Source organism: Citrobacter sp. UYEF32 (assembly GCF_040546205.1).
Taxonomy (GTDB): domain Bacteria; phylum Pseudomonadota; class Gammaproteobacteria; order Enterobacterales; family Enterobacteriaceae; genus Phytobacter; species Phytobacter diazotrophicus.
In genome coordinates, this window is sequence record NZ_JBEPNI010000005.1 from 234,641 (window position 1) to 255,595 (window position 20,955).

General features: G+C 51.7%; 19 protein-coding genes. 14 read left to right on the forward strand and 5 right to left on the reverse strand.

What is annotated here, in order from left to right; genetic code table 11:
- The first annotated feature begins 60 nt into the window (after positions 1 to 60).
- Together ABIB59_RS15680 and ABIB59_RS15685 are read left to right on the forward strand one after the other, a co-directional pair.
- Complete coding sequence (locus tag ABIB59_RS15680) at positions 61 to 1,446, forward strand: diaminobutyrate--2-oxoglutarate transaminase (protein ID WP_039079003.1); 1,386 nt, start codon at positions 61 to 63, stop codon at positions 1,444 to 1,446.
- 17 nt (positions 1,447 to 1,463) lie between these two features.
- Positions 1,464 to 2,927, forward strand: a complete 1,464-nt coding sequence (locus ABIB59_RS15685) for a pyridoxal phosphate-dependent decarboxylase family protein (protein ID WP_354036107.1) — start codon at positions 1,464 to 1,466, stop codon at positions 2,925 to 2,927.
- A 60-nt stretch (positions 2,928 to 2,987) separates the two neighbouring features.
- On the opposite strand, the gene ABIB59_RS15690 is transcribed toward ABIB59_RS15685, so the two are convergent.
- On the reverse strand, positions 2,988 to 4,178 hold the full coding sequence (locus ABIB59_RS15690) for a citrate synthase family protein (RefSeq protein WP_354036109.1): 1,191 nt from the start codon (positions 4,176 to 4,178) through the stop codon (positions 2,988 to 2,990).
- 493 nt (positions 4,179 to 4,671) lie between these two features.
- Here ABIB59_RS15690 and ABIB59_RS15695 point away from each other — a divergent pair, with 493 nt between their 5' ends.
- The 4 genes from ABIB59_RS15695 to ABIB59_RS15710 all read left to right on the forward strand — a co-directional run bounded on the left by ABIB59_RS15695 (position 4,672) and on the right by ABIB59_RS15710 (position 8,339).
- Positions 4,672 to 6,000: an MFS transporter gene (locus ABIB59_RS15695; protein ID WP_039079006.1), complete on the forward strand. Its 1,329-nt coding sequence runs from the start codon at positions 4,672 to 4,674 to the stop codon at positions 5,998 to 6,000.
- A gap of 121 nt (positions 6,001 to 6,121) precedes the next feature.
- Positions 6,122 to 6,499 (forward strand): VOC family protein, encoded by a 378-nt coding sequence (locus ABIB59_RS15700; protein WP_108701294.1) that lies wholly within the window; start codon positions 6,122 to 6,124, stop codon positions 6,497 to 6,499.
- A gap of 70 nt (positions 6,500 to 6,569) precedes the next feature.
- Positions 6,570 to 7,523 (forward strand): 2-hydroxyacid dehydrogenase, encoded by a 954-nt coding sequence (locus ABIB59_RS15705; protein ID WP_354036111.1) that lies wholly within the window; start codon positions 6,570 to 6,572, stop codon positions 7,521 to 7,523.
- Positions 7,524 to 7,574: 51 nt separating this feature from the next.
- Entirely contained in the window at positions 7,575 to 8,339 is a 765-nt protein-coding gene (locus ABIB59_RS15710; protein ID WP_039079009.1) for an SDR family oxidoreductase, read from the forward strand.
- A 76-nt stretch (positions 8,340 to 8,415) separates the two neighbouring features.
- Here ABIB59_RS15710 and ABIB59_RS15715 read toward each other — a convergent pair whose 3' ends face one another.
- Complete coding sequence (locus tag ABIB59_RS15715) at positions 8,416 to 9,702, reverse strand: MFS transporter (protein WP_079497416.1); 1,287 nt, start codon at positions 9,700 to 9,702, stop codon at positions 8,416 to 8,418.
- Positions 9,703 to 9,894: 192 nt separating this feature from the next.
- A complete protein-coding gene (locus tag ABIB59_RS15720) occupies positions 9,895 to 10,809 on the reverse strand; it encodes an AraC family transcriptional regulator (protein WP_039079010.1) in 915 nt (304 codons plus the stop codon).
- A gap of 314 nt (positions 10,810 to 11,123) precedes the next feature.
- Here ABIB59_RS15720 and ABIB59_RS15725 point away from each other — a divergent pair, with 314 nt between their 5' ends.
- The 3 genes from ABIB59_RS15725 (at position 11,124) to ABIB59_RS15735 (ending at position 13,937) form a co-directional block, all read left to right on the forward strand.
- Positions 11,124 to 12,221 carry an alpha/beta hydrolase gene (locus ABIB59_RS15725; protein WP_354036114.1) on the forward strand — a complete coding sequence of 366 codons (1,098 nt, stop codon included), beginning with the start codon at positions 11,124 to 11,126 and terminating at the stop codon, positions 12,219 to 12,221.
- Between the two features lie 117 nt (positions 12,222 to 12,338).
- Positions 12,339 to 13,496, forward strand: coding sequence for an iron-containing alcohol dehydrogenase (locus ABIB59_RS15730; protein ID WP_354036116.1), 1,158 nt, complete (start codon positions 12,339 to 12,341; stop codon positions 13,494 to 13,496).
- Between the two features lie 69 nt (positions 13,497 to 13,565).
- On the forward strand, positions 13,566 to 13,937 hold the full coding sequence (locus ABIB59_RS15735; RefSeq protein WP_039079013.1) for a DUF2255 family protein: 372 nt from the start codon (positions 13,566 to 13,568) through the stop codon (positions 13,935 to 13,937).
- Positions 13,938 to 14,290: 353 nt separating this feature from the next.
- Here the strand turns inward: ABIB59_RS15735 and ABIB59_RS15740 are convergent, their stop codons facing one another.
- The gene (locus ABIB59_RS15740; RefSeq protein WP_169040090.1) at positions 14,291 to 14,698 is read right to left on the reverse strand and encodes a nuclear transport factor 2 family protein; all 408 of its coding nucleotides are present in this window, start codon (positions 14,696 to 14,698) and stop codon (positions 14,291 to 14,293) included.
- A gap of 284 nt (positions 14,699 to 14,982) precedes the next feature.
- Here ABIB59_RS15740 and eitA point away from each other — a divergent pair, with 284 nt between their 5' ends.
- Genes eitA through ABIB59_RS15760 form a run of 4 tightly spaced genes read left to right on the forward strand, consistent with a single transcriptional unit; the run spans position 14,983 to position 19,029 of the window.
- Positions 14,983 to 15,981 (forward strand): siderophore ABC transporter substrate-binding protein EitA, encoded by a 999-nt coding sequence (eitA, locus tag ABIB59_RS15745; protein ID WP_039079015.1) that lies wholly within the window; start codon positions 14,983 to 14,985, stop codon positions 15,979 to 15,981.
- Complete coding sequence (locus tag ABIB59_RS15750) at positions 15,981 to 17,018, forward strand: FecCD family ABC transporter permease (protein WP_071194205.1); 1,038 nt, start codon at positions 15,981 to 15,983, stop codon at positions 17,016 to 17,018. The genes eitA and ABIB59_RS15750 overlap by 1 nt, the downstream gene beginning before the upstream one ends.
- A complete protein-coding gene (gene eitC, locus ABIB59_RS15755) occupies positions 17,018 to 17,779 on the forward strand; it encodes a siderophore ABC transporter ATP-binding protein EitC (RefSeq protein ID WP_071194204.1) in 762 nt (253 codons plus the stop codon). The genes ABIB59_RS15750 and eitC overlap by 1 nt, the downstream gene beginning before the upstream one ends.
- 14 nt (positions 17,780 to 17,793) lie before the next feature.
- On the forward strand, positions 17,794 to 19,029 hold the full coding sequence (locus ABIB59_RS15760; RefSeq protein WP_502910515.1) for an MDR family MFS transporter: 1,236 nt from the start codon (positions 17,794 to 17,796) through the stop codon (positions 19,027 to 19,029).
- Here the strand turns inward: ABIB59_RS15760 and ABIB59_RS15765 are convergent.
- Complete coding sequence (locus ABIB59_RS15765; protein ID WP_354036118.1) at positions 19,026 to 20,048, reverse strand: GlxA family transcriptional regulator; 1,023 nt, start codon at positions 20,046 to 20,048, stop codon at positions 19,026 to 19,028. The two genes, ABIB59_RS15760 and ABIB59_RS15765, sit on opposite strands and share 4 nt — an antisense overlap.
- Positions 20,049 to 20,170: 122 nt before the next feature.
- On the opposite strand from ABIB59_RS15765, the gene ABIB59_RS15770 reads away from it, so the two are divergent.
- Positions 20,171 to 20,941 carry an alpha/beta hydrolase gene (locus ABIB59_RS15770; RefSeq protein ID WP_354036120.1) on the forward strand — a complete coding sequence of 257 codons (771 nt, stop codon included), beginning with the start codon at positions 20,171 to 20,173 and terminating at the stop codon, positions 20,939 to 20,941.
- Positions 20,942 to 20,955 lie beyond the last annotated feature (14 nt).

Below are 20,955 nucleotides of genomic sequence, written 5' to 3' on the forward strand. Positions count from 1 at the left end.
ACCCCCCCTTAAACATTAATTCAACCCGGCGTTAAACATACCCGCGGTTGTAGGAGTGATATGATGACGGATAAAGTCCGTATTGATACTTTGAGTGCTAATTCATTACCGCAAAGCAATGAAACCTTTTTAGCAAGACAAGCTGAGTTTGAATCCAATGTCCGCAGCTATCCGCGCAAATTGCCTTTAGCGATTGCCAAAGCACAGGGCGTTTGGATCACTGATGTGGAGGGCAATCAATACCTTGACTGCCTCGCAGGTGCCGGGACGATGGCGCTTGGTCATAACCATCCTGAAGTGCTTCAGAGCATCCAAAGTGTCATTACCAGTGGCTTACCGTTACATACGCTCGACCTGACCACGCCGTTGAAAGATGAGTTTTCATCTTATCTTCTGTCGCTGTTGCCGGGTCAGGGTAAAGAGTACTGCCTGCAATTTACCGGTCCTTCCGGCGCTGACGCCGTTGAAGCCGCACTGAAACTGGCGAAAAAGGTCACTGGCCGTTCTGGCGTGATCAGCTTCTCCGGTGGTTACCATGGCATGACCCATGGCGCGCTCTCCGTGACGGGTAACCTGTCACCGAAAGAAGCCGTCAACGGTATGATGCCAGAAGTCCAGTTTATGCCGTATCCGAACCAGTACCGCTGCCCGCTGGGTATCGGTGGTGAAGCCGGTGTCAAAGCGCTGACCTACTACTTCGATAACCTGATTAACGACGTCGAAAGCGGTGTGCGCAAGCCTGCTGCTGTGATCCTGGAAGCCGTACAAGGCGAGGGCGGTGTTAACCCGGCCCCGGCTGAGTGGCTGCAGCGGATCCGTAAAGTGACCCAGGAACACGGCATCATGCTGATTATCGACGAAGTGCAGGCTGGTTTTGCCCGTACCGGTAAATTGTTCGCCTTTGAACACGCGGGCATTGAGCCTGACATTATTGTCATGTCCAAAGCTGTGGGTGGCGGTCTGCCGCTGGCTGTACTGGGTATCAAAAAACAGTTTGACGCCTGGGCTCCGGGTCACCACACCGGGACGTTCCGTGGCAACCAGTTGGCAATGGCTACCGGCCTGACCACACTGAAAATCCTCAAAGACGATCGCATTGCCGATAAAGTCGCTGTACAGGGCGAGTGGCTGAAAGGCAAACTGGCCGAGCTGCAGCAACGTTACCCGGTTATCGGTCACATTCGCGGTCTGGGTCTGATGATCGGTATCGAGATCGTGAAACCGAACGAAGCGCAGGATCACATGGGTTGCTACCCGGCTGATGGCGAACTGTCTGCGCTGCTGCAGAAAGAGTGCTTCAAAGCGGGTCTGATTCTGGAGCGCGGTGGCCGTAACGGTTGTGTACTGCGTCTGCTGCCTTCGCTGCTGATCAGCAATGCAGAACTGGAAATCTTCCTGGATAAATTTGAAACCGCGTTGCTGAACGCTGGCGTTAAGCCTGTTTAATCGGAGTTGTCGATCGCATGTCTGATATTAATCCGATTCTGTCAGGTTCTGAGCAGAGCATTGCTGCCTATCAGGACGCCATTGAGCAAAGCACGAAAGCCGTTGTGCAATGGTTACAGCAACCTGAGATGTATCAGGGCAAGACCGTCGAGCAGCTCCGCGAGCGCATCAAGTTAGAGTTCAACTCTCAGGGCCTGGGTAACCAGGCCGCTATTGACCGCGCCGTGGAGTACTTCCTCAAAGACAGTCTGTCCGTGCACCACCCGCAGTGCGTGGCGCATCTGCACTGCCCGAGTCTGGTGATTAGCCAGGCGGCGGAAGTGCTGATTAACGCCACCAACCAGAGTATGGACTCCTGGGATCAAAGCCCGTCAGCCACCATCATGGAAGTGAAGCTGGTTGAATGGCTGCGTGAGCAGGTCGGTTTCGGGGCGGGCGACGCGGGTGTGTTCACCAGCGGCGGGACGCAGAGTAACCTGATGGGCCTGATGCTGGCGCGTGATGCATTCTTCGCGCGTCAGGGTCACTCCGTTCAGCAGAACGGCTTAACGGGCGATCTCAGCAACCTTAAAGTGTTCTGTTCTGAAAATGCGCACTTCTCTGTGCAGAAGAATATGGCGCTGATGGGGCTGGGCTACCGTTCTGTCACGCTGGTAAAAACGGACGAATTCTCACGCATGGACGTGAGCGATCTGTCTGAGAAACTGGCGCAGGCGAAAGCCAATGGTGAGCAGGTGATGGCGATTGTCGCAACCGCCGGCACGACCGATGCGGGCGCTATCGATCCGCTGGCCGATATCGCAGCACTGGCGGCAAAAGAAGGGATCTGGGTTCACGTCGATGCAGCCTGGGGCGGCGCACTGCTGCTGTCCGAGAAGTATCGTCATTACCTGAACGGTCTTGAGTTAGTGGATTCCGTGACACTGGACTTCCACAAACAGTTCTTCCAGACCATCAGTTGCGGCGCATTCTTGCTCAAAGATGCCCGTCACTATCAACTGATGCGTTACCAGGCGGCTTACCTGAACTCCGATTTTGACGAAGAGCACGGTGTTCCAAACCTGGTATCGAAGTCTTTACAGACCACCCGTCGTTTTGACGCCCTGAAATTGTGGATGGGCCTTGAAGCACTGGGTCAGAAGAAATATGCCGAAATCATCGATAACGGTGTAACGCTGGCGCAGGATGTGGCCGCCTGGGTTCTTGAACAGCCGCAACTGGAACTGGTCATGAAACCGCAACTGGCGAGCGTGCTGTTCCGCTTCCGTCCGGCGCAGGGTGATATGGCATTTGTTGCCCTGTTGAACCAGCGTATCGGCGATGCGCTGCTGGCTTCTGGCGCGGCGAACGTGGGTGTAACCGAAGCAGATGGCATCACCTGCCTGAAACTGACGTTGCTGAACCCGACCGTCAACCTGCAGGACGTTAAAGTGCTGCTGGAAAGCGTGAAAGCGTGCGGTCAGCAACTGCTGAACGCCTGATTTAGCCCCTGAGCCTGTAAAAACCGACAGCAGAAATGCTGTCGGTTTTTTTATGCCTGCTCAGTTGCGCCCGTTCACCGGCAGATTCAGATCTGGCCCGATGTAGCGACCGCGCGGGCGAATCACCTTACAGGTGTTGATTTGCTCCATCGCATGCGCCAGCAACCCGACGCTGCGGGCGATGGAGAAAAGCGCAAAGGCCGCATCGCCCTGTAGCCGGTAACGTGTTACCAGGGCGGCCAGCACCGCATCAATGTTGGGATAAAGCCCGGTCAGGGTCGTGACCTTTTCGATAAATTTGGCGATCTCTTGCGGCGGCTCGAACTCTTCCAGCAGGGCAACCGCGCGCGGGTCGCCATCGGGATACAGATGGTGGCCGAAGCCCGGAATCGGCAGCGCCGAGGAGAGATAACGGTTAACCACCTGCTCGGCACTGGAACGCTCGACCTCATCTAACAGCGCTTTCACGCGCGGGGTGGCATCGCCATGCAGCGGGCCGGTAAAGGTCGCCAGCCCGGTCAGCAGACAGGCGGGTAACGATGCGCCGTTAGAGGCGGCAATACGCGTGGCGAACGCGGAGCTGGTCAGCTCATGATCGGCAAGCAGCACCATCGCTTTGCGCAGGAGATCCGCCACATCCTTTTCTTTTCCCCAGCCCTTTGCGAGACGCTGATGAATCAGCAAAGAGGGAGTATTTTCGGCACCAAATGTCGAGGCCAGATGGCCGACCAGGTTTGCCGCTTCTGCATGCAGTACGCGTGGCGTGCGCGCATGGGTGGAGTGGCCCGTGGCGGTTGCCGTTGCCAGCGCGACAAACGCATGCGTGCGATCCGGCGGATAGGGCGGGTAATCACGCGCCTGAACGGAAAACGCGTCCAGGCTTTCTGCGTCCCATAGCAGGCGGGCGGTTTCTTCCAGCGTCGCCTCTTTAGCAAAGTTGATCACATCTTTTCCCCGGTAAAACAGACGACCACGGGCAAACGTCGAGATAGCTGTCGGAATACTGGGTTCGGTGCCAAAAAGGGTATTTGCGGCGAGCGTTTCCCGTTTCCGGCCTTGCTGCTTCTTCTGTTTCAGCTTCTGAATATTCTCGGCGCTGTACAGGCTGCGGCGTATGTTGTGTGGATCCGGATGGGAGGCAATCAATCCACGGCTAACGTATGCATAGATGGTTTGCGCACGCACGCCGAGAAAGTCCTGAACCTCCTCCAGCGTAAGCCATGGCGCTACTTTAGTCTTGGGTTCCATCATTGAGCCTGATCACCACTGAACCGAATCAATAAACTTTATATTTCAGTCGTTGTTCAATCAATGTTGATTAACATAATCAACTGATAGCCAGGTCGCAAAATGGTGAGATATTGGTGAGGACGTGACATAAAGCGAGGAAATAAATACTCTGCCGCTTCGTTTTCTCATTGCATGGCATTTTGAGATACCTGAATAAGGATGTTGTCAACGAAGAGATGCAATCTATCGCTCACTCGTCACACTCCTGAGTTCTGATGACAGATATTTATATTGATTAATTTAATCAAGATTGATCCTGACAAGACCTTATTCTACCGTCAAATAAGTACTCAATGATAAAAACGACAAAATGAATGACGGTAAATATAAAACATTAATTATAACGACTACCGCACATTTTCGTCGGCAAGAACACTTACCCATAATTATTACCTCTCTGAAATTGCAGGGCGGTAAATAAAAGAACACCTACAAATCCATGAAGGACAAAAATATGAACCATGTGCAACAACAAGAGCTTGCAGAGGCAGCAAGAGAGGCCGACATAGCAACACCGCGAAAGGCAACACGCATTCGATATTACATGCTGGGTCTTATTTTGTTTGCGACAATCCTTAATTTTGTCGACAGGTCGTGTATTGGTATTTTGGCCCCGTTTATTAGTAAAGATCTGACTCTCGATAAAGTTCAGATGGGACAGATATTCGCGGCATTTGGCCTGACATATGCCTTTGCGCTTATCCCCGGCGGTATTATTGCCGACGTGCTAGGCTCCCGTATTGCTTACGCTTTTTCGCTGATTACCTGGTCGCTGGCGACCATGACGCAAGGGCTGGCAAGCGGATTTAATATGCTGTTCGGTTCACGACTGGCGATTGGGGCCCTTGAAGCACCGGCTTTTCCCTCTAATGCACGCGCGGTCACCATGTGGTTTCCGACCAGCGAAAGGGGATTTGCGACCAGCGTATATGTTATGGGGCAATACATTGGTACTCCCTTATTCACCGGTCTGATTTTATGGATGGCGAATGGTTTTGGCTGGCGTTCAGCTTTTTATCTGACCGGTGGCGCTGGCGTGCTTTTCGGTATTCTGTGGTACTTCTGGTACCGCGATCCGCTCAATCATCGCTCGGCAAATGCGGCGGAACTGAAGCATATTCGTGAGGGCGGCGGCCTTGTTGGTAAAAAAGAGCGTGACCGTTTTGACTGGAAAAATGCGCTGCGCTTGTTGAAACACCGTCAAATTCTGGCGATTTGCCTGGGTAAATTCTGCAATAATGCCATCCTGGTATTTTTCACCACCTGGTTTATGACTTATCTCGTCGAAGAGCGTCAGATGACGATGATTAAGGTGGGGATTTTCCAGGCGTTGCCATTTCTCGGCGCAACAGCAGGGATTCTGTTAGCGGGTTTCTTCTCTGATTATTTCATTCGCCGTGGTTATTCTATGTCAGCAGCGCGCAAGGCGCCGTTGATCATCGGTACGCTGCTGGGGTCTTCTATTTTACTGGTTAATTTCGTCACCTCGAATGAGTTGATTATCGCTATTTTAACCGTCTCTTTCTTTGCGCAGGGGGTAGGGTCGTCGTCCTGGGCTGCCGTGTCGGAAATTGCACCACGGCAATATATTGGGTTAACCAGCAGCATCACCAGTCTTGCCGCTAATATTGCTGGCGTCACCACGCCGATCATGATTGGTTATATTCTGCATGCGACGGGCCAGTTCTTTTGGGCGCTCAATATGATGGGGATTATGTGTTTGATTGGCGCATTCGCCTATTCATTCCTTCTCGGGCCATTATCCCGAATTGAAATGGATTAACGCGATTGGCGAAATAGCACGTTAAATGCCACCGCGATTGTGTACTGATTTATTCAGCCTGCGCCGTTAAATAATCAAACCGTCATACGGTCAGGCTGGAATTATAACGAGGGAGAGAGAAGTGATTAAGTTCAAATGGGACCATTTACAACTGCGCAGCCCGGACCCGGAATTGACCGCGTCATGGTTTGAGCGTTGCCTGGATGCAGAAATTATCCGTAAGCCAGGCAAAGTGGATATTCGCCTTGCCGGAATCGATATCTTTATCGCGCCAGTGACTGAAGGCGATGGCGTTGCGCCAGCGCCACTGCCGCCATACCAGGGGCTGGACCATTTTGGCCTGACGGTCGACAACCTCGATGACGTGGCCGCCGAATTAAAAAAACGCGGCGTGGTATTTACTCAGGAGCCAAAAACGCTTCGTCCCGGTGTGCGCGGGTGCTTTATTCGCGGACCGCAAAATATCGCCATTGAAATACTTGAAAGAGACCTGCCATAAATTCAGCAGTGCGCAGGCAATAACGACTAACACGCCAGCCATTGATTGGCGCAACTATGGATCTGATGTTATGAAACCCAGTATTTTACAGTTAAACCCTATTTTAATTCCCGCGATTAGCGAGAAACTGAACGCCCTCTATACCGTTTACCGTTACTTTGAGATCGACGATAAAGAGACCTTTATTAAAGAACACGGTAATAGCATTCGTGGCGTTGTCTCCGGTGGTCATACGGGTATTAGCAATGCGCTTATGGAAAAACTGCCCGCGCTTGAAGTGGTCGCTATTAATGGCGTTGGTGTGGATGCGGTCGATCTGGACTACGCCCGCAAACGTGGAATTCATGTTACCGCCACGCTTGGCGCGCTGACAGAAGATGTGGCTGACCTTGCCATTGGCCTGCTGATCGCGACCTGTCGCGGTATCTGTTCCGGCGACCGTGTGGTGCGTAACGGCCTGTGGGCGAAAAATCCGCATCCGGGTTCCATTCCGCTTTCCCGCCGTTTCAGCGGCATGCGGGTCGGCATCGTCGGAATGGGCCGGGTAGGGCGCGCCATTGCCGCCCGCGCATCAGCATTCGGATGCCCGATCAGCTATACCGACCTGCATGCCATGCAAGACCTTGATTACCCGTTTATTGCTGACGTTCAGGAACTGGCCCGCCGGAGCGACGCGCTAATCCTTTCCGCTTCTGCGGACAAAGCGGAAGGCATTATTAATGCCGCCGTCCTTGATGCGCTGGGGCAGGATGGTTTCCTCGTGAACATCGCTCGCGGAAAACTGGTCAATGAACCTGATCTGGTCTCGGCGTTAACCGAAGGACGCATCAGCGGTGCGGGGCTTGATGTTTTCGTTGATGAACCGAATGTTCCTGAGGTGCTTTTTGGCCTGGACAGCGTTGTGTTGCAGGCGCATCGCGCCAGTGCCACGGTGGAGACGCGTACCGCGATGGGGGAAATGGTGCTGGCGAGTCTTGCCCAGGCGCTTTCCGGACAGCGTCCCGAGAACAGTCTGACCCGTTGAGCAGGACTGCTATTATTTTGTTTATCAAACTATTAAATAAAGGAAGCAGTGATGATCACCTCAAGAAAGATTGCCCTGGTCACCGGCGCGGGCACCGGGATTGGCAGGGCAACGGCGCTGGCGCTGTTCCGTGCCGGCTATTTTGTTGTTCTCGCTGGCCGTCGTCTGGATCCGCTACTGGAGACAGTTGCCGCGATGGAAGATAGCAGTGAAGGTGGCCAGACCATGGTCGTACCGACTGATGTAACCGACCCCGAATCGGTCAATGCGCTATTTGCGCGGATCAAGGATAAGCTCGGGCGCCTTGATGTGTTGTTTAATAATGCCGGAACCAATTTTCCCGGTATCCCCTTTGAAGAGCTGAGCTACGAGAAGTGGTCCGCCGTGGTGAATGTCAATCTGACCGGAATGTTCCTTTGTGCTCAGGGCGCATTCCGCCTGATGAAGGAACAAACTCCGCAGGGGGGCCGTATCATTAACAATGGGTCTGTTTCGGCGCACGCGCCGCGTCCTGATTCGGCAGCCTATACGGCAACCAAGCATGGCGTGACCGGGCTGACGAAGAGCATTTCGCTCGATGGCAGAAAGTACGATATCGCCTGTGGGCAGATTGATATTGGTAATGCGTATACGGAACTATCGCAGCGGATGTCTAAAGGTGTGAAGCAAGCCAATGGTGAACTGGCGGTGGAAGCGATGATGGATGTGTCGCAGGTCGCTAACAGCGTGGTCTACATGGCCAGCGTTCCGCTTGATACCAATGTGCAGTTTATCACCGTGATGGCGACCAAAATGCCGTTTGTCGGGCGCGGTTAAACGCTCAGCAAGTCCATTTACATCCAGACTCAGTCCGGTTGCGCCTGACGCGTAAACGGACTGAGGACTGTGTTTCTTATCCCTCTTTGGTGAAGGCCTTCGGGTAGGTTTTTTCGTAATAGCCTTTCATCTCACCCTCTTCAAGGGACAGCGCCCTCTTAAGATGCCATGAACAGAGAAGCAGCGGGGCTATCATTAACACGGCAAGCCCTGAAAAGAGCGTGAACGCACTCACACCCAGCCAGTGAATAAACCCGCCTGCTATCAGGACGCCGAAAGGGTTAACCAGACTCGAGAGAAACGCCGACATGGCCGCCATCCGTGTCCGATAATGTCCGGGGGTGGCGGTCGCTCTTAAGGTGCTGAGATTCACATTGATTAAGTTGAACGCCAGGCCACAGAAGAAGGCCAGCGCAATCGAGATGTTGATATCCGGGACCAGCACAATAGCCGGGACGCTCCCACCCAACAAAATAAACCCGATAACGACATTCCAGAAACGTCCAACGTTTCGGGTTATTGCCGCATTAAGGTAGAGACTGCCGGCCAGTAATCCGATGGCGAAGGAAAATTCAAATGCCCCAAGGTACGAGGCGGGCAGGTGCAACTCCGTGCTTATCCAAAACGGAATAGTCACAGAAAAGAAGGGGAACATCGTAAAATTGATGAGCGCGGAAATTAAGGCGATGTGAAACTCTGATTTGACACGGTAGATAGCGACAAATCCGCCTTTCGTTTTGCTGAACCAGCTTTCACCTGCGCCTGGCGAATGCACGCACACAGGCCGTTTCGCAAGCAGAACGCAGGCCAGGCACGATAATCCTTGCAGTAACGCGGCGGCATAAAGCGCCAGGCCAATAGAAAACAACGCGATTAGCGAGGTGGCCAGCACCGGCCCGGTGAGCATAATCACGGAATTAATGGCCGAGCGGCTGGAGATGGCGCGTGAAACATGACCGTCATCGACCAGATCGGGGATCAGACCCATGATGGTGGGCTCTCTGACTGATGCCACCGCGCTCATCGCGATGAGGCCTGCGGTCAGTAAAACAAGGTGGAATTGCCCCGCCGAACAGGCAAGAGAAAACAGCATCATGATGACGAAAACCGCGAGCTGACAGCCGTTAATAAACTTTACGCGGTGAAACCGATCGCCGAATGAGGCGAGAAAAGGCTTCAGGTAAATCTCGGCGGCAACGGAAAACGCGATCAATGATGAGAAGGCGACCGCTGAATGGGTTTCCTTTAAGCACCACCATGCCAGAGCCAGACGGAATACATGCCCAGCCAACAGGCTGAGGGTCGTTGCGGTTTGTAAAAGGAAGAATGCGGGACCGAGGCGCATGAAGGCATTAAATTTCATCGTGCGTATCAAACATTATGAGGACGGATGAAGGAAACATTCCGTCAACATAACGTAAATTTGTTCCGGATGACAAAAAGAGAAGAGGATCCAGTAAATAAACGACTTAGCCGTCACAGTCTGTGTCCGTGGTGAAGCTGACGGAAAGGGCGCTCCAAACATAGAAATCAATGGATGTAGTTCGGTGGAATATTAAAGTTTACTGGCAGACTGCCTCAGAACAGTGATATCTCTTTTTGGCGATACCCCAAACATCCTCGCATATTCACGGCTGAAATGGGAAAGGCTCTCATAGCCGACAGCAAAGGCCGCCGTGGTGACATCAAAATGCTCATTCAGCATAAGCCGTCTTGCTTCATTCAGGCGCAGCCATTTCTGGTAGCGAAGCGGACTCATCCCGGCAAGTTGCCTGAAATGGTGGTGAAAAGAGGGCGTGCTCATCTGCACCCGACTCGCAAGCTCTTCAATACGTAAAGGCGATGCAATGTTGGTTTTCAACCAGTCAATGGCTTTGCCGATACGGTAACCATGCCCGTCTACGGCGGCAATCTGTCTGAGATGATCGGACTGGTCGCTCATCAAAAGCCGGTAATGTATTTCACGCTGAAGAAGAGGGCCAAGAACCGGGATTGCTTCTGGCTCGTCAAGCAATGAAAGCAGACGGCAGAAAGGCTCCAGCAGAACATCAGAAAGCGTACCGATTCCGACACCGGCCCCGGCATCTCTTTTTTTGACCGGAGCCAGGCCGCCCTGGGCAATTAATTCCATCAAAACGCGCTGGTCTAGTTTATAGGCTATACCAACGCATGGGCGGGATGCCGACGCTTTCAGCACTTCTGAACTGGCGGGTAAATCGAGAGACGTAATCAGAAATTTTTCCGCATCATATTGATAAGGTTTACCCCCAATCCACATGATCTTTGCACCCTCGGTTACCAGTACGACACTAGGAGGGACCAGGCAGCTTACCGGCGAAGCCGGCTCATTTCGCCGGAATAACTCCAGTCCGTCGACGGCTGTCGGGAAATCACCGGTACCAGGTGTGCGCGCCGTGATATCCCGGGTCAGCGTCCCGAGTAAGTCCTTAATCGAATTGCCTGTGATCATTTTGAATGCCTCAAACTCGTTACTTCTCTACGGCGTTAACTTACCAGCTCAAAAAAATGAAATATATGCTTTCACTGCAAGTTCATAGGATCAGGCAAAAAATACAGAGTTATTTAATAACACATTTCCCCAGGGATAACCAAAATAGCAATACTCAAGCAGGACCCTGACACAGTAAATCTGCTCATGACGATGAATATATTAAAACCGTTTATGCAAAAAGTACTCTTTAAATTTCCCGACAAGTCATCTGGAGAGAGTTATGACTGAAATACGCATACATGCTGTTTAAAAACTGAACTTCATATAAATCAATGAAAGGTTTTAATACCATGACCATAAAATTCTCAAAGCATTTTTTCAACGGCGCACTCCTTGCCGGTGCACTGTCCATGATTTCAACAGAATCTGCGCTCGCCCAGGCGACGCCAGGTGCATCGGATTCTGCTGTACGTCTGGTTCAGACGTGGGATAAAACCTTCCGAAGGAGTGACAAAGTGGATCATCAAAAAGTTACTTTTAAAAACCGTTATGGCATTACGCTGGCCGCAGATGTGTATCTTCCAAAAGATCGCGGAAATAAGAAACTTGCTGCTATTGTTGTATCGGGTCCTTTCGGCGCCGTAAAAGAGCAGGCGTCAGGTCTTTATGCACAAACGTTAGCAGAGCGTGGATTTGTAACGCTGGCTTTTGATCCTTCCTATACCGGGGAAAGCAGTGGGGAACCGCGCAATATTGCCTCTCCTGATATCAATACCGAAGACTTTATGGCTGCAGTCGATTTCATTGGATTGCAGCCTTATGTGGATCGTCAACGTATCGGTGTCATTGGGATCTGCGGCATGGGTGGTATTGCATTGAATGCCGTTGCCGTTGATAAACGCGTAAAAGCTGTCGTTGCGAGCACCATGTATGATATGAGCCGTGTTATGTCGAAAGGGTACAATGACAGTGTAACCCCTGAACAACGCGAGCAGGCGCTTGAAAAACTGAGCCTTCAGCGCTGGGAAGATGCAGCAAACGGTAAACCTGCATATCAGCCTCCTTACAACAAACTGAAAGGTGGCGAAGCGCAGTTCCTCGTAGACTATACGGACTACTATATGACAAAACGTGGATACCATCCGCGTGCGGTCAACTCCGGGAACTCATGGTCGGTAACAACGCCGATGTCCTTCATGAATTTCCCGCTGATGACCTATATTAAAGAAATATCTCCGCGTCCTGTCCTGTTTGTACATGGTGAAAAAGCGCATTCGCTTTATTTCTCCAAAACGGCATACGAGGCGGCAAATCAACCAAAAGAACTTTTGATTGTTAAAGATGCCACGCATGTTGATTTGTATGATCGCATGGATAAAATTCCGTTCGACAACATCACGGCATTTTTCAATAAATACCTTAACAACTAATAAATATTGCTCCGCGGCGTTCTCAGATGCAGTGGCTAAAACGCCATCGCACTGTTGTTTTGCGTATTAAGAGTGACAAGCATTAAAAATATCTAAATATCAAAGCAAGGTTTAATCATGAAAAACTTTACGTTTCATAACACGACGAAAATAATTTTTGGGCGTGATCAAATTCCAGAAATTGTCAATGAAATTCCAAAAGATAATAAAGTCATGATTATCTACGGAGGCGGGAGTGTTAAACGTAATGGCACACTGGAAAAGGTTCGGGGTTCGCTGAAAGACCATACGATTTATGAGTTCGGGGGCGTCGAAGCTAATCCTCATTACGAAACGCTGATGCAAGCTGTTGCACTCGTTAAGGATAAAGGCGTCGATTTTTTGCTGGCACTAGGTGGGGGATCGGTTATTGACGGCACCAAATTTGTCGCAGCGGCTGCGTGCTACGACGGTGATGCCTGGGATATTGTCAAAAGTTACGGGAGCGTTGTTAAAAAGGCTCTACCGGTCGGCTGTGTTCTGACCATTGCCGCGACAGGTTCAGAAATGAATAATGTCGCAGTTGTTACAAGGGCAGAAACAAAAGATAAGCTGTTTTTTGCATCCCCATACGTTATGCCGCAGTTCTCAGTTCTGGAACCTGAACTGACATTTACGTTGCCCCAACATCAGACGGCGAATGGAGTGGTGGATGCGTTTGTGCATGTCCTTGAGCAATATGTGACATTTCCAGTAAATGCCAAAGTACAAGATCGTCTGGCAGAAGGGCTACTGAACACATTGAAAGAAGAGGGGCCTAAGGTGTTGGTAAATCCGACGGATTTCGATGCCAGGGCAAACATTATGTGGGCTGCAACAATGGCACTGAACGGCCTGCTCAGTACGGGGACGCCTGCGGACTGGGCATCGCATCTGATCGGGCAAGAAATTACTGGTCTGTATGGTCTGGATCATGCCTGCACGCTGGCGGTAATGATCCCAGCCATCTGGAAATTCAACCTGGCCGACAAAAAACAGAAACTCGCACAGTATGGTGAACGCGTCTGGAATATCCCCGCATCTGATACCGAAACGATGGCCATTCAGGCTATCGATACAACGGTAGCGTTTTTCGAATCAATGGGCATTAAAACCCGCTTATCTGATTATGGTCTGGGAGAGGATAGTATTCCGGCAGTAATCGATAAATTTAAAGAACACGGGCATGTTGCCCTGGGCGAGCATGGAAATATTACGCCGGAGAAAGTCGAGGCTGTTCTGAAAATAGCGTTGTAACCTTCGAAATAACAACGATTTTATTCATAGAAAGAGAAATGATTTTTTATTTTAAAGGAGGAAAGGCTCATGTCCTGGAACCTTGACCTGTTAGCAAAAATCGATAAGGCTGACGACCTTAAAATTGCGCCATTCCATCCTGATATGACGACCACCGGTACGCCAACGTGGATTTGGGAAGTGACGGTAGATAACCGACTTTTCGTGCGCGCTTATAGTGGCAAGGAGTCAATGTGGTATCAGGCGGCACTGGCTCAACAGGCCGGTAAAATATTGGCTGTTGGGCAGGAGTTTTATGTTGTGTTCGCAATGACAACAGATCCTGAACTGGAAAGAAAAATAGACCAGGCCTATCTGAAAAAATACGCCAGAAGTAACTATGTTGCCGCAATGACAGGGACACGCGCCAGAGCGGCCACGGTCGAGATATTACCTGGCTGATTTGGCTTATAAAAGTATTACGTTTTCGCCAGGGCAGGTTTCTTCCTGGAAGACGTCATACTGTCCCGAAACGTTTCTTTGTGGGCGATGATCTGGACATGCCAGACACAGAGTCTGGCATGCACTCATTATCTGATGCCTGACAGGGCAGAACCAGAAATGACCGAGGCACTGATTCTACGGCAGGCGGTAGCGACTTATGCAGTTGCTTATGTGAATATCCAATTTAACATAATATACATTATGCGCACTAAGGTAAGATGCCGCAGAATCCGGCTTTGTTTAGTCATCCTTGTTCTGGTCATTTGTCGCCTTTGAATGCGTGTTCAGCGGCGCCACCGCGCTGACCTTTATCATTCTTCACTGCCGACTCTGCCACTATTTTCATCTGTTGGCGTTCCCTGATGAAATCGCATCTGCCAGTCCGTTGTTTCGCTTGTGCGCTTCACCCACAACGATGTTCGCAATGTCTGTCGACCGATGCGGCCTTGCTCATCAACCGTAAAACTTCGGTACGTCAATAACACGCACGCGTCATCCACCACAGATAACGCAAAATCATCGGACTGGATTTTCTGATCACCGGTTTCCATGACTAACGCACGGATGACATGTTCTCTGTCGTACCGCTGACCTGAACGGCCAATTTCAAAAAAATCGCGGTGCAGTAATTTCTCCAGCAACGTTTTCTGACTTCGCGTTTTCGCATGATGAAGTTTCTGCTCATTCTGTATGAGTAATGCCAGCACATCTTGTGTCATCACAATGTTCCTGTTTGTTCGCTAACGTTTCGCCGATCCTGTTTCGCGCCAGGCCGACACTCACGACCACTATTTCTGCTCTTGCGGTCTTACCGTTACGTTTCAATTCATTTGCGCTTTAATTCAAATTCTTAACGCATAAAAATGCCTTAATAACAAATGATTACCATTACCGTTGACACCCTTTCCCTGGCATTGTATAAAACCGCGCCTTGTTATTAATTCTCATTTACGATTTTACCCGTTTCCTGCCCTGGAAACTCGCTAACGAAGGATAGCGTTACATGAAAAAGGTCATCAGTGCTTTAGGATTGGTTTTCGCTTCGGTCAGTTCCGCGTTTGCTACTACCTACCCTGTCACCATCGAAAATTGCGGATACAAAGAAACATTCACCAAAGCCCCTGAGCGCGTCGTCGCGCTGGGCCAAAACACTGTTGAGATCCTTCTGTTACTTGGCCTCGAGGACAAAGTGGTTGCCAGCGCATTCTGGCCGACAAAAGTGTTGCCTTCACTTGCAGAAAAAAACAGTAAAATCAAAAATCTGACCGTTGAAATCCCGACACTCGAATCCATCCTCGCCCAAAACCCGGACTTCGTTCCTGCCCAGATCCCTCTGTTACTGGGGCCGGAAAGCAAAGTCGCTAAACGTGAAGATCTCAGCACCGTTGGCGTCAATAGCTATATGTCGCCGGGGATGTGCGCCACGAAGAAAGGCGTTGGCGATATGTACGGTAGCCGCCAGAAGCTATGGGATATGAGCTTCCTTTACCAGGAAATTATGGATTTCGCGACCATTTTCAACGTAGAAGATCGCGGTAAGGCGCTGATTGCCGATTTCAAAAAACGTGAAAATGATCTGCGTGCCGAGTTCAGCAAGAACAAAAAAGACCTCTCGTTTGTCTTCTGGTTCTCCAGCTCATCGCCGTCTGCTGATGCCTATGTTGGCGGCAAGAATAGCGCATCAGGATTTATCGCGAATGTCCTGGGCGGCCACAACGCCATTACCTCTGAAACTGAATGGCCAACGGTTGGCTGGGAAAGCATTATCGCCGCTAACCCGGATGTCATCGTCGTCTCCAGTCTTGACCGCAACCGCTGGGCACTGGATAACGCCGAAGAAAAAATTAAATTCCTGAAAAGCGATCCGGCCGTCAGCCAGCTCGATGCTGTTAAAAAAGGTCACATCGTCGTGATGGACGGCCAGGCGATGAACCCGACAATTCGTACTATCTATGGTGCTGAACAGGTTGCCGAACAGCTCAGAAAAATGGGACTGAATTGATGAGTTCTGCAGTACAACAGGCCCGCCAGGGCCTGATACTCACCACATCAACAGTGCTGGCGCTGATTCTTCTTTTTGTGGTGATTGCCACAGGCGTCAGCGTCGGCGAACTGTCCATTCCGCTTAGCAGCGTCTTTTATGCGCTGACCAACAAAGCCGGATTCACCGACATGCCACTCAGCCGCATCCATGAAAGTGTGATCTGGGATTTCCGTCTTAGCCGTGCGTTGGTCGCAGCCTGTTGTGGTGCGGGGCTGGCGATGTGTGGCGCCGTTTTGCAAAGTCTGCTGAAAAATGCCCTGGCGGAACCCTATGTACTTGGCGTATCCGCTGGCGCGTCAACGGGTGCCGTCTCGGTTGTGGTGCTCGGTATCGGTACTGGCGCAGTTTCCCTTTCCGCAGGTGCGTTTGCCGGGGCCTTTGCCGCTTTTGCGTTTGTCGCCTTTCTCACCAACGGCGCACGTGGCGGTAATGAGCGTACGATTCTGGCGGGCGTCGCGGCATCCCAACTCTTCAACGCCATCACGGCGTATACCATCAGTACTTCCGCCAGCGCACAACAGGCGCGTGACGTGATGTTCTGGCTCCTTGGCAGCTTTAGCGGCGTTCGCTGGCCGGAGTTTCAACTGATACTGGTCGTTCTGCTGGCTGGTCTTGCGGTATGCCTTTTTTACTCTCGCGCACTGGATGCCTTTACCTTTGGCGACGATGCCGCAGCGTCACTTGGTATCAATGTTCCCGTGGTTCGCCTGATCCTCTTTACTGCCACAGCGCTGATGACTGCCACCATTGTCAGTATGGCGGGATCTATCGGCTTTGTCGGTCTGGTCGTGCCGCATATGATGCGCTTTTTCTTCGGCCCGCTTCACCGTACGTTACTGATTGCCAGTGCGCTGGCAGGCGCAATCCTGATGGTGCTGGCTGATATCGCCTCCAGAATGCTGATCGCACCGCAGAGCCTGCCGGTCGGCGTAGTCACCGCGCTGGTTGGCGTGCCTTTCTTTGCTGTCATTATCTATCGTTCAAGGAACAAGTGATGAGCATCACTGCTGAAAACATTACCTGGAAGATAGCTAAGAAAACCATCGTCAATAATGTCTCACTGGCTGTCTCCCAGGGACAAACGGTGGGATTACTTGGTCCCAACGGTTCCGGAAAATCCTCGTTGCTGCGTATACTTGCCGGATTACGTCGCCCGCATGCAGGCACGGTTTCGCTCGATGGTCACGACATCGCCCGGATGCCTAAAAAGCAGCTTGCCCGTCGCATTGCCTTCGTTGAACAGCACGGGATGACCGAATCCAATATGCGGGTTCGCGACGTGGTAAAACTGGGGCGCATTCCGCACCATTCCGCTTTTTCTGGCTGGACATCTCACGATGATGAGACGGTAAATGCGGCGCTTGAACGGGTAGATATGCTCGGAAAAAGCGATCAGGGATGGCTGAGTTTATCGGGCGGTGAACGCCAGCGCGTGCACATCGCCAGGGCACTGGCACAGGTACCGAGCGAAATCTTGTTGGATGAGCCAACCAACCACCTGGATATTCATCACCAGATGCAACTGATGCAACTCATCAGTGAGCTGCCGGTGACCAGTATTGTCGCTATTCACGATCTTAACCATGCCTCGATGTTCTGTGACGCATTGATTGTCATGCAACAAGGCCAGGTGATTGCCACGGGCACCCCGCAGGAGATTCTGACCGAAGAGTTACTCTGGGAGGTCTTTCGGGTGAAAACGCATATTGAAATATCGGCGTTTCATGGCAAGAAGCATATTCACTACCTTATCTGAATAAGACTATCTGGATGCATTTACTTCGCCCCGCCACACACCTCTGGCCGCCCGTTTTACTGGGCAGCCAGTTTGTATTCAATATCGGTTTTTACGCTGTCGTTCCCTTTCTGGCGATCTTTCTTCGCGATGACATGCTGCTTTCCGGTGGAATGATCGGCCTGATTCTCGGGTTAAGAACCTTTTCACAACAGGGCATGTTTATTGTTGGCGGTGCCCTGTCCGACCGCTTCGGCGCCCGCAGCATCATACTTTGCGGCTGTGTTATCCGCGTGGTGGGGTATCTGCTGCTGGCACTGGGTGACAGTATCACGCCGATTATTCTCGGCGCTTGTCTGACAGGCATTGGCGGCGCCCTTTTCTCTCCGTCCATAGAAGCCTTGCTGGCAAAGGCGGGTACGGACAGTGAAGCGAGCGGCAAGCGCAACCGCGCGGAATGGTTCGCGCTCTTTGCCGTCTGCGGCGAACTTGGCGCGGTGCTCGGCCCTGTTCTGGGTTCCATGCTGGCCGGTCTGGGATTTCGCCAGGTCGCTCTGGCGGGGGCAGCGGTATTTATCGTTGCGCTTGGCGTGCTGCATTTTTGCCTGCCGCGCAATCCGTCACGCCAGACAACGCTGCATATTACGCCGTGGTGGACCACCTTTCGCCAGCCGCGGTTTGTGGCCTTTATTATCGCCTACAGTTCATGGTTATTGAGCTACAACCAATTATACCTGGCATTGCCGGTGGAGATTGCCCGCGCCGGCGGCAGCGAGAAGGATTTAGGTCCGTTGTTTATGTTGGCTTCGGGGCTGATCATTCTGTTTCAGCTTCCCCTCGCCCGCTTTGCCCGGCGCGTTGGCGCGGTGCGGATATTGCCCTGCGGCTTTCTGCTATTGTCCGCGTCATTTCTGAGTGTCGCTCTGTTCGCCGCATCGACGCCCCCGGACTCCTGGCTTCGCCTGCTGCCCGCCGCCTGTTTTGTTACGCTGCTGACGATGGGACAGATGTTACTGGTGCCCTCAGCAAAAGATTTGATCCCGCAATTTGCCGCGCCGTCCATGTTGGGTGCACACTACGGTGCACTGGCAACCGCTGGCGGTATTGCGGTGCTGGCGGGTAATTTCCTGCTGGGCAGCCAGCTCGACCGGGCTTTAACGCCCTCAGCCGATGCCATCTACCCCTGGTTGCAACTGGCGGTATTTCCCTTTGTAAGCGCTATCGCCCTGTTTTTTATTTGCCGGACCGGGCGGGGAAAAGAGAGCCGTTAACGCGTTATTTCTCCGCGCATGTCTCTGGATCGGTTTTTCACCCACTCTTTGTACATCCCCGGAGACATGCCCATCACGGCATTAAATGCGCGTCGGAATGCCGTTTCATCGTTGTATCCACACTCTGTTGCGACTTGTGAAACCGTCTTGCCGCGATTTTCCAGCAGCATAGCCGCTGTCTCCATGCGTACACGAGTAATAAAGCTTTTGGGACTTTCCTGCGTGAGTTCTGTCATTTTGCGATTGAGCGTTCTGGTGGTCATATTAAGTGATGCGGCAAGCTGCTCGACCGTTATCGATGGCTCCTGAAAACGCACCAGGTGTTCGGCTTTAATGAGTAACGGATGGCGCGAATTCAAAAATCCCGCCGGGGCATAGAGATGTTGTGAGAGTGGCTGGCTATCAGCAACGGCCATATCAGCAGTCAGTTTTGCCATCTCATCGCCCGCGTACAACCTGACAACGTGTATCGCCAGATCCACCCATGAAAGCGGCCCGCCGGTGGTGATGATATTCCGGTCTTCCACCAGCGCTTTCCCCCAGACGGGTTTTGTAAGCGGATAGCGTTCCCGGAACGTGTGATATAACCACCATGTTGTCGCGCACATCCGTCCGTTTAACAGCCCGGCTTCTGCCAGAATAAAGCCTCCCGCGCAGGCACCGGCAACGGCACATCCTTGCTGATATTGTGCTTTTACCCACCGCGCTGCATCGGTGATTGCCGCTTTGGAAAGCGGATATTTTTCTTCATCAAGACGCATGCCGCTGGCAATAATCAGCGAATATTTATCGCTCTCAAAGGATCCTTCACTTTCAATCCGCCTGCCCTGCGCATCGATGACGGGATGACCATCCGCTGTGACGATCTGCGCGCTAAAACCCGGTTCATTACCGGTATCGCGATGACACAGCGCCGGGTTTTGCTCAGCCACCTGATTTGCGAGCCAGAACATATCAGACAACCCCGAGAGGGCCGATTTCATACTTCCCGGCACCGCGAGTAAGGCAATTTTCATCATCAAGTCCTGAAAAACACAATGTCCGATTTTGCATGATACCTGTCATTAATGACACTTAATATCGCTTTCGGCATGGCGTTACACTCTGGAAACGTTATTTATACGCATCGGGATACCCTGCTATGTCCTTTTTCATCAATAAAATCATGCGACACGCGTCGTTTCTGCTCTGCCTCATTTTTGCAACAAGCGCTGGCGCACAGGAGTCAATCATCAAAAACATCGTTCTGGTTCATGGCGCATTTACCGATGGATCGAGTTGGTCCGCTGTCACTGCGCTCCTGCAGGCCAAAGGGTATAACGTTACCGCCGTACAAAACCCGCTGACTTCTCTTAACGATGATGTGGCGGCAACGGAGCTCGTCCTGCAACGGCAACACGGCGACGTACTGCTTGTCGGCCACTCCTGGGGTGGCGCGGTGATTACCCAGGCCGGAAATGCTGAAAACGTGAAAGGGCTTGTCTATCTGTCGGCACTGGTGCCCGACAGCGGTGAATCTGTTACCGATACCCTTACGCGCCTGAATGCCCCCATGAGTGGGATGCAGCCAGATAACAACGGCTTGATTTGGTTGGATAACCCGGAGATATTCCAAAACGTTATGGCAAATGATCTGCCTGAGCCTCAGGCGCGTTTACTTGCCGCAGCACAACAACCGATAGCAGCGAAAGCCTTCAATGAAAAAGTGAACCATGCCGCCTGGCGCAATAAGCCGTCGTGGTATTTAGTCACGGAAAATGACAACGCGCTTAACCCTGCCGTACAAAACTTATTGGCGCGAGAAGCTGGCGCTAATATCACCCACCTCCCGTCAAGTCATATGTCAATGGTATCGCACCCGAAGGACGTTGCGGCGCTTATTGATAAAGCAGCACACAACCTTAAACAGTGACATTACACAGGTGT

Bases quoted from the DNA above. Each gene is read 5' to 3' on its own strand.
- ABIB59_RS15680 (WP_039079003.1), top strand. From the start codon at position 61: ATGATGACGGATAAAGTCCGTATTGATACTTTGAGTGCTAATTCATTA.
- ABIB59_RS15690 (WP_354036109.1), bottom strand. From the start codon at position 4,178: ATGATGGAACCCAAGACTAAAGTAGCGCCATGGCTTACGCTGGAGGAG.
- ABIB59_RS15695 (WP_039079006.1), top strand. From the start codon at position 4,672: ATGAACCATGTGCAACAACAAGAGCTTGCAGAGGCAGCAAGAGAGGCC.
- ABIB59_RS15750 (WP_071194205.1), top strand. From the start codon at position 15,981: ATGAGTTCTGCAGTACAACAGGCCCGCCAGGGCCTGATACTCACCACA.
- ABIB59_RS15720 (WP_039079010.1), bottom strand. From the start codon at position 10,809: ATGATCACAGGCAATTCGATTAAGGACTTACTCGGGACGCTGACCCGG.
- ABIB59_RS15685 (WP_354036107.1), top strand. From the start codon at position 1,464: ATGTCTGATATTAATCCGATTCTGTCAGGTTCTGAGCAGAGCATTGCT.
- ABIB59_RS15710 (WP_039079009.1), top strand. From the start codon at position 7,575: ATGATCACCTCAAGAAAGATTGCCCTGGTCACCGGCGCGGGCACCGGG.
- ABIB59_RS15730 (WP_354036116.1), top strand. From the start codon at position 12,339: ATGAAAAACTTTACGTTTCATAACACGACGAAAATAATTTTTGGGCGT.
- ABIB59_RS15760 (WP_502910515.1), top strand. From the start codon at position 17,794: ATGCATTTACTTCGCCCCGCCACACACCTCTGGCCGCCCGTTTTACTG.
- ABIB59_RS15735 (WP_039079013.1), top strand. From the start codon at position 13,566: ATGTCCTGGAACCTTGACCTGTTAGCAAAAATCGATAAGGCTGACGAC.
- ABIB59_RS15705 (WP_354036111.1), top strand. From the start codon at position 6,570: ATGAAACCCAGTATTTTACAGTTAAACCCTATTTTAATTCCCGCGATT.
- ABIB59_RS15765 (WP_354036118.1), bottom strand. From the start codon at position 20,048: ATGATGAAAATTGCCTTACTCGCGGTGCCGGGAAGTATGAAATCGGCC.
- ABIB59_RS15770 (WP_354036120.1), top strand. From the start codon at position 20,171: ATGTCCTTTTTCATCAATAAAATCATGCGACACGCGTCGTTTCTGCTC.
- eitA (WP_039079015.1), top strand. From the start codon at position 14,983: ATGAAAAAGGTCATCAGTGCTTTAGGATTGGTTTTCGCTTCGGTCAGT.
- ABIB59_RS15740 (WP_169040090.1), bottom strand. From the start codon at position 14,698: ATGACACAAGATGTGCTGGCATTACTCATACAGAATGAGCAGAAACTT.
- ABIB59_RS15715 (WP_079497416.1), bottom strand. From the start codon at position 9,702: ATGAAATTTAATGCCTTCATGCGCCTCGGTCCCGCATTCTTCCTTTTA.
- ABIB59_RS15725 (WP_354036114.1), top strand. From the start codon at position 11,124: ATGAAAGGTTTTAATACCATGACCATAAAATTCTCAAAGCATTTTTTC.
- eitC (WP_071194204.1), top strand. From the start codon at position 17,018: ATGAGCATCACTGCTGAAAACATTACCTGGAAGATAGCTAAGAAAACC.